Source organism: Paraburkholderia sp., from assembly GCF_035656215.1.
GTDB lineage: Bacteria > Pseudomonadota > Gammaproteobacteria > Burkholderiales > Burkholderiaceae > Paraburkholderia.
The window spans coordinates 22,981-30,207 of the sequence record NZ_DASRSY010000461.1 but is presented as its reverse complement, the minus strand read 5'-3'; the positions used below and the strand labels follow the sequence as shown (position 1 = coordinate 30,207).

At 58.8% G+C, this 7,227-nt stretch carries 5 protein-coding genes, 1 tRNA gene and 1 pseudogene; all 7 read left to right on the top strand.

Going from position 1 to position 7,227, the window contains the following annotated elements; genetic code table 11:
- The first annotated feature begins 235 nt into the window (after positions 1–235).
- Positions 236–1,228: a polyprenyl synthetase family protein gene (locus tag VFE81_RS27040; RefSeq protein WP_325047516.1), complete on the top strand. Its 993-nt coding sequence runs from the start codon at positions 236–238 to the stop codon at positions 1,226–1,228.
- Between the two features lie 38 nt (positions 1,229–1,266).
- Positions 1,267–1,343: transfer RNA gene (locus VFE81_RS27035), tRNA-Pro, on the top strand.
- A gap of 387 nt (positions 1,344–1,730) precedes the next feature.
- Positions 1,731–2,825: pseudogene (locus VFE81_RS27030) on the top strand (IS4 family transposase).
- Between the two features lie 548 nt (positions 2,826–3,373).
- Positions 3,374–4,429 (top strand): type VI secretion system protein TssA, encoded by a 1,056-nt coding sequence (gene tssA, locus VFE81_RS27025; protein WP_325047515.1) that lies wholly within the window; start codon positions 3,374–3,376, stop codon positions 4,427–4,429.
- A 51-nt stretch (positions 4,430–4,480) separates the two neighbouring features.
- Complete coding sequence (tssB, locus tag VFE81_RS27020; RefSeq protein WP_325047514.1) at positions 4,481–5,053, top strand: type VI secretion system contractile sheath small subunit; 573 nt, start codon at positions 4,481–4,483, stop codon at positions 5,051–5,053.
- A gap of 96 nt (positions 5,054–5,149) precedes the next feature.
- Entirely contained in the window at positions 5,150–6,610 is a 1,461-nt protein-coding gene (tssC, locus tag VFE81_RS27015) for a type VI secretion system contractile sheath large subunit (protein WP_325047517.1), read from the top strand.
- A 52-nt stretch (positions 6,611–6,662) separates the two neighbouring features.
- Complete coding sequence (locus VFE81_RS27010) at positions 6,663–7,145, top strand: type VI secretion system tube protein Hcp (protein ID WP_325047513.1); 483 nt, start codon at positions 6,663–6,665, stop codon at positions 7,143–7,145.
- The last annotated feature ends 82 nt before the right edge of the window (positions 7,146–7,227 follow it).

The window sequence follows — 7,227 nt, the reverse complement described above, 5'->3', positions numbered from 1 at the left end:
GAACCTCACTCTGTGTTCATTTTTCCCACGCACAGCGCGCGGAAACCCGTGATTATACATAGAGTTAGCTGCTCGGTCAAAACTCATTGAGAGGCGCCGCGCGCACCGCCCGACGCGTTGCCGTCCAGCCCCGGCAGCGGCTCAGCCGCTACCTCCGTCGCGCCGTGCCGCAGCCCGCGACCCGGAACCGCCGCGATTCGCCTTATAATTCGCGGCACTACCCAATTCAGCCATCATGTCGTCGACTGCCACCCCCTCCTCCAACGCCGCCAGCCTGCTTGCTCCGATCGCCGAAGACATGCAGCAGGTCAATCGCGTCATACGGCACCGTCTGGCGTCCGAAGTGATGCTGATCAATCAGATCTCCGAGTACATCATCAGCGCCGGGGGCAAACGGCTGCGGCCCGCGCTGCTACTGCTGGTGGCGGGCGCGCTGGACGAGACCACCGGGCACCGGCACGAACTGGCCGCGGTGGTGGAATTCATCCACACGGCCACGCTGCTGCACGACGACGTGGTTGACGAATCCGATCTGCGGCGCGGCCGCCAGACCGCCAACGCGCTGTTCGGCAACGCCGCGAGCGTGCTGGTCGGCGACTTCCTGTACTCGCGCTCGTTCCAGATGATGGTCGGCGTGGGCAAGATGCGTGTGATGGAAATCCTGTCGGAGGCGACCAACATCATCTCCGAGGGCGAAGTGCTGCAACTGCTGAATATGCACGACGCCGACGTGGACGAAGCGCGCTACATGCAGGTCATCCGCTACAAAACCGCCAAGCTGTTCGAAGCCGCCGCCCAACTCGGTGCGGTGCTGGCCGGTTCAGATGCAAAAACCGAAGCCGCCGCGGCGGAATTCGGCCGCCGCATCGGCACCGCGTTCCAGATCATGGACGACTGGCTCGACTACACGGGCACGGCCGAATCAATGGGCAAGAATGCCGGCGACGATCTGCGCGAAGGCAAACCCACGCTTCCGCTCATCTATCTGATCGAACGCGGCACGCCGGAGCAGTCGGCACTCGCGCGAGAAGCCATCGAGCAGGGCGGCACGGACCGTTTCGACACGATTTTCGACGCGATCACGCGCTCCGGCGCGCTAGACCACACGCTCGAATGCGCGAAGCAGGAAGCTCTGGCCGCAGCTGCAGCAATTTCTTCATTCCCGGATTCCATTTTCAAAGATAGCCTGCTAGAATTATGTTCTTACTCGACGGCAAGACAGTCTTGAACGAGACTGAAACACCGTAAGAGTCCAGCAGTACAAATCGGGGTGTAGCTTAGCCTGGTAGAGCGCTACGTTCGGGACGTAGAGGCCGGAGGTTCGAATCCTCTCACCCCGACCAGATTTGCCTTGTTTGCTCAAGGCCAGAAAAACCGCCCAGCTTGCTTGGCGGTTTTTTGTTTTTGCGTCGCCGCATTTTGGCGTTCGGCTGGTACCCGGCGGGTGGGCAGATCCTTCCAATTGCCGCGCGATGCGACGGCGCCTTGCGCACGCGATCCCCCACAAAAAAGCCAAACCCCACGCAGCTCGCCCACCAGATCCAAACGGAAGCATCCGCGCCGGGATGTCGGCCCGCTCATCGGGTTCGAGGCACAAGCCTCACCCAGCCCATCGCCTTATACCCATCTCTGAACGGCAAGCGTCGAGCGCGGAAGAACATGTTTACTTTCAATGACATGGAGCGCCGCTTGTAAACTTTCGGCGAATCGCGTTTACTCTCGCTTTTTGAGTGGACGCATTGGTCACCGATTCGACGCCCTGGACCCACACAGAATTCGAGCAGCTCGAGCTCGGCGATGCGCGCCTGAACAAGCGAGCGAGGCTTTTGATGCAACGATTGGCGGACGACTCAATGGCCAGTGTGCCCAAGGCATGCCAGGGTTGGGGCGAGACCATAGCGGCGTCCCGCTTCTTCGACAACGAGAATGTCGACTGGCATGCGATTCTCGAGCCGCATTGGCAGTACAAGCAAAAACGAACGGAAGGCCATCATGTCGTGCTGTGTCTGCAAGACACCACCGAGTTGGATTTCAACGCTCAGGGCGCATTCGGACCGGGCCTCTGAGCTATGAAGCCCAGCGGCGCCCAAGCGCTGGGCACGCCGGCCGACTGGCTGGTACGAGCGGCCCATAACTGCTGCTTGCCTGAGGGTGACAAACTGTGGGAGCGCACGGTGCGGGGGGCGAGCCCATCGGGCAGATTCCCTTCACAACGGCCTCGCGTCGTGGTGTCAAAGCACGCATGGTGTGCCAGCACCTGCGGATGCGGCGCGTTGAATTGCCTGCAGGCCGAGGCAAAAGTGTAGCTGTGACCTGTTTTGGACAGCGTCAAGCCGATCGAATGGCGCTTGCTGACCAACCGCGTGGCGACGGCGCTGGACGAGGCGACCGAATTGATCGACTGGTATCGAGCGCGCTGGGAAATCGGGATGTTATTCAACATCTTGAAGAATGCTTGCCGCGTCGAGGCGCCCCAACTCGGCTCGATAGAACAGCTCGAGCGAGCACTGACGCTGTTCCTGGTGGTGGCCTGACGCGTTGCCTATCTGATGCGCCAGGGACGCACTTGTCCCGATCTGGATGCGCATCTGTTCTTTGATCCCGACGAAATTCGCAGTGCCTACCTACTCATGAAAATGCGCTGCACGGCCCAGCCCAAGCTCAACGAAGTGTTGCGACTGATCGCACGCCCGGGCGGATTCCTCGGTCGCAAGGGCGATGGCGAACCCGGCGGGAAAACGATCTGGCTCGAACTCAGAGAAGTTCGTATCACCGCAAAAACATTGCGCTTGTTATGCGACGACGTCGACGACATTTGTGTATAACGCAATGCACCCAATCCCATACCCGCAAACTTCGACTCAAGAAATCCCGGACTAATGCGACACCCGCCATCTCATTAATATTCAAATATTATTTACAAGTTAAATTTTATCCCGAAACCGTGAAGCATCCGCATTGATCGCAAAGCGTTTTACTTCAACATCACATCACTTTTACGTTATCTCGATAATTTTTAGCTCAAGCTCTTTTAAAAAATTCAGCAGACCAACTTGCTATCAGGATGGAAGCCGAATAACATCACGTCCATCAAATCAATTCCACCCATTATTTTGGATTTTGAGAATACGCACCGATTGATACGCCCTACCAGCCCCGTGGCGGCAGGAAAGCCATGGTCAACAGTGCAAGCAACCGGCGCGCAATTCGCCGCACCAAGAAAAATCCTGATAATTCTTAAATAAAATGATGCTACTTAAGACAATTCAAGAATCGCCTTAAATCCGTTATTAATTGATTCAGAATGTCGTAATCCATTTGAAATAAATCCTGGTCCAGATCAATTTCCATACTGCTTCGGAGCATCCATTTGATGAATACGCTTTCACTCGATCAAATCGACTCCCTTAATCTCGATCAGCCGTGTGGCGTCGATCTGGAATATGACGCCGCATTCACGGCGCTGCAGCAAGCCGCAACCGGCGCGCGCGAGCAGCAATTCGGCGACGCCTTCATTCCCGCCGTCGCACCCGACTGGCACCAAGTCGAGGCGCGGGCCGTCGATCTGCTTCAGCGCAGCGTGGATTTGCGAATCATCGCGCTCCTGACGCAGGCATGGACGGAAATCCACGGCCTGCCCGGTTACGCGAAAGGTCTGGCGCTCGCCACCGAAACGCTTGAACAGCACTGGGAGCATGTCCACCCGCAGTTGCGGATCGCCGGCGAGTTCGATCCGCTGGTCCGCGTCAACGCCGTCGCGGCACTGACCGACCCGAAGGGTTTAGGACGCGCGGCTCGCAACGCCCCCTTGCTGCGCGTGGGATCCCGTGATCTGTCGCTGCGCGAGGCGGCGTCAATCCTCGAGGGCAATCCGGCCACCGCTGCGGGAAAGGGATCTCCGTCGGCCGGCGGTATTCAGAAGACGGCGCTATGCGCAGCGCTGGCCGCTGAGCAGGCGCACCTGGCCGTGGTGCCGCAACTGCTCGATTCGATCGTTCGAATCCGCCAGCAGATCGCCGCGAAGCTCGACATTTCCTGGGCTCCCTCTGCAAGCGCTGTGGAAGACCCTTTGCAGGCCGTGCAGCGGGCGATTCCTGCGTCGAATGTACGAGGCGTTTCGCAGGCTCCGAACGCAACCGAGCCTGTCGTGGAGCAAGTCCAATCAGCCGCAGCCAATGCGGCTGACGCGCCAGCCGCGCGAACGCCAATTGGCTCACGCGAGACGGTCATGCGCGTACTGGAGGACGCGTGTGTCTATCTGGAGCGCACAGAGCCGAGTCATCCCGCGCCGCTGCTGATCCGGCGCGCCCAGCGTCTGATGCGGATGAACTTCTACGACATCGTCCGCGACATGGCGCCCTCCGCATTGCCTCAGGTCGATGTCCTGGCCGGCGACACGCAGAGCGCGCCCGAGCATCTGAACGGCTAGGTCGGCCCACGTCAGCCAGGCACGTCAATCCAATCCAGTAGAGGGCTTCAAATGGGCAATTCAAATGCTTCAAGAGCAAAAGCGACCGGGCAAAAATTCATCGCCCGCAATCGCGCGCCGCGGGTTCAGATCGAATACGACGTCGAGACCTACGGCAGCGAGCGCAAGGTGGAAATACCGTTCGTGATGGGTGTGATTGCCGATCTCGTCGGCAAATCCACGCAACCGCAGCCCGATCTCGAACAGCGCAAGTTCTTCGAAATCGATATCGACAACTTCGATGGCCGCCTGAAATCGATCCGGCCGCGCGTCACGATGCAGGTCCCGAACAGCATCTCGGGGCATGGGCTGCTCGCCGTGAACCTCAGCTTCGAAAGTCTTGGCGATTTTTCTCCGGATGCGATCGCGGCCCAGGTTCCCGCGCTCAATCAGTTGCTGCAAGCGCGCTCGCAACTGTCGAATCTGTTGTCGTACATGGACGGCAAGAGCGGCGCGGAAAGACTGATCACTCAGGCGCTTAAAAGTCCCGCATTGCTCAAGGCGCTAGTGGACACGCCCAGCTCGCCGGATGCCGGGAACGCAACCGGAACCGGAACCGGAACCGCGAGTGTCGGGCGCGAATAACGTGAACAACGTGCATAACGCGATGCATTCCATCTTCCCAGGATCGTTCGAAAGACCGCAATGAATCAAACAGAGTCCCCCTTGCTGCAACAGCACATGCCGACGCTCTCGGCCGACCGCTTTTCCGCTTCGCTTATCAAGGAGTTCAATCCGCGCACCGAACAGGCGCAGCACGCGATCGACGGCGCGATGAAAACGCTCGCCCTGCAGGCGCTTGAAAACGCGGTGGTCATGTCGGACGACGCGTACCAGACGATTCAGGCTGTCATCGCCGAGATCGATCGCAAGCTCTCGGAACAGATCAACGCGATCATTCACCACGAGGATTTTCAGCAGATCGAGTCGTCATGGCGTGGGCTCCACTATCTCGTCAACAACACCGAGACGGACGAGCTCCTGAAAATCCGCTGCCTACCGGTGACAAAAACGGAGCTGAGCCGGGTGCTCAAGCGCTATAAGGGCGTCGCATGGGACCAGAGCCCGATTTTCAAAAAGGTCTACGAGGAAGAGTACGGGCAGTTCGGCGGGGAGCCGCTCGGCTGTCTGGTCGGCGATTACTACTTCGATCATAGTCCGCAGGACATCGAGACGCTCGGCGAGATGGCAAAGATCGCGGCAGCCGCGCACTGCCCGTTTATCACGGGCGCGTCGCCCGCGGTGATGCAAATGGAATCGTGGCAGGAGCTGTCGAACCCGCGCGACCTCAGCAAGATTTTCCTGAATAGCGAGTACGTCGGCTGGCGCCATCTTCGCGACATGGAGGATTCCCGCTATCTTGGCCTCACCATGCCGCGCTTTCTGGCTCGCCTGCCCTACGGCGTACGCACGAGTCCGGTCGACGCGTTCAACTTCGAAGAAGACACGGACGGTGCCAACCACGAACGCTACGCCTGGATCAACTCGGCTTATGCCATGGCGGCCAACATCAATCGCTCGTTCAAACACTACGGCTGGTGTACGTCGATTCGCGGCGTCGAGTCCGGTGGCGCGGTCGAGGACCTGCCTACCCACTCGTTTCCTACCGACGACGGTGGCGTCGACATGAAGTGTCCCACTGAAATCGCCATTAGCGACCGCCGTGAAGCAGAGCTCGCGCGCAATGGTTTTATGCCTTTCGTGCACCACAAAAATTCCAACCTTGCGGCGTTTATCGGCGCCCAATCCCTGCAGCGGGCCGCCGAATATCACGACGCCACCGCCACCAACAATGCGAGACTCGCGGCAAGACTGCCCTACCTGTTCGCGTGCTGCCGCTTTGCGCACTATTTGAAATGCATCGTGCGCGACAAGGTTGGCTCTTTCAAGGAACGCAGCGAGATGGAGTCCTGGCTCAATAACTGGATCATGAATTACGTGGACGGCGATCCAGTCAATTCATCGCAGGACACCAAGGCGAGAAAGCCGCTTGCAGCGGCGTCGGTCGTTGTCGAAGAGATCGACGACAACCCGGGGTATTACAGCGCGAAATTCTTTTTGCGTCCTCACTATCAATTAGAAAAACTAACAGTATCGCTGCGCCTCGTTTCGCAATTACCGGCGCTCAAGAACGGCGACTGAGCCGTGTGTTCGTTTTGATCATTGTGGCAGCATCAATCAATAGGAGTAGGGAATGTCAGTTGATATGTATATGCGAGTGGACGGTGTCACCGGTGAATCCAAAGACGCCAACCATAAGGGGTGGATCGACATCCAGTCCTATGGCTGGGGTGCGGCGCAGCCCGGCAACATGTCGACCGGCAGTGGCGGCGGCATCGGCAAGGTGAGCTTTAACGATTTACAGGTCGAAACCTTCCTGGACAAGGCATCGCCCGCGATTCTCAAATACTGCGCCAACGGCAAGCATCTGCCGAAGGTCGAGATCTCCGTGTGCAAAGCCGGTGGCTCGCAAATTGAATATCTGCGCATTACGTTGTCCGAGGTGTTGGTGACGTCCGTCCAGCAAGGCGCGGCAAAGGGGTCCGAGGCAGTTGGAGTCACGTATGCGTTCCAGGCCGCAAAGGTGCGCAAGCAATATTGGGAACAGACGGACCAAGGCACCAAGGGCGGCGAAAGCGTGCTCGCCTGGGACATCAAGGAAAACCGCGAGGTCTAGCCGCGCGATCAACCGGCACGCCGTACGCGCACAGCGGCACATGCCTTCGCCCGCACGCCAGTAAGTCAATCCGAGCCAGCCA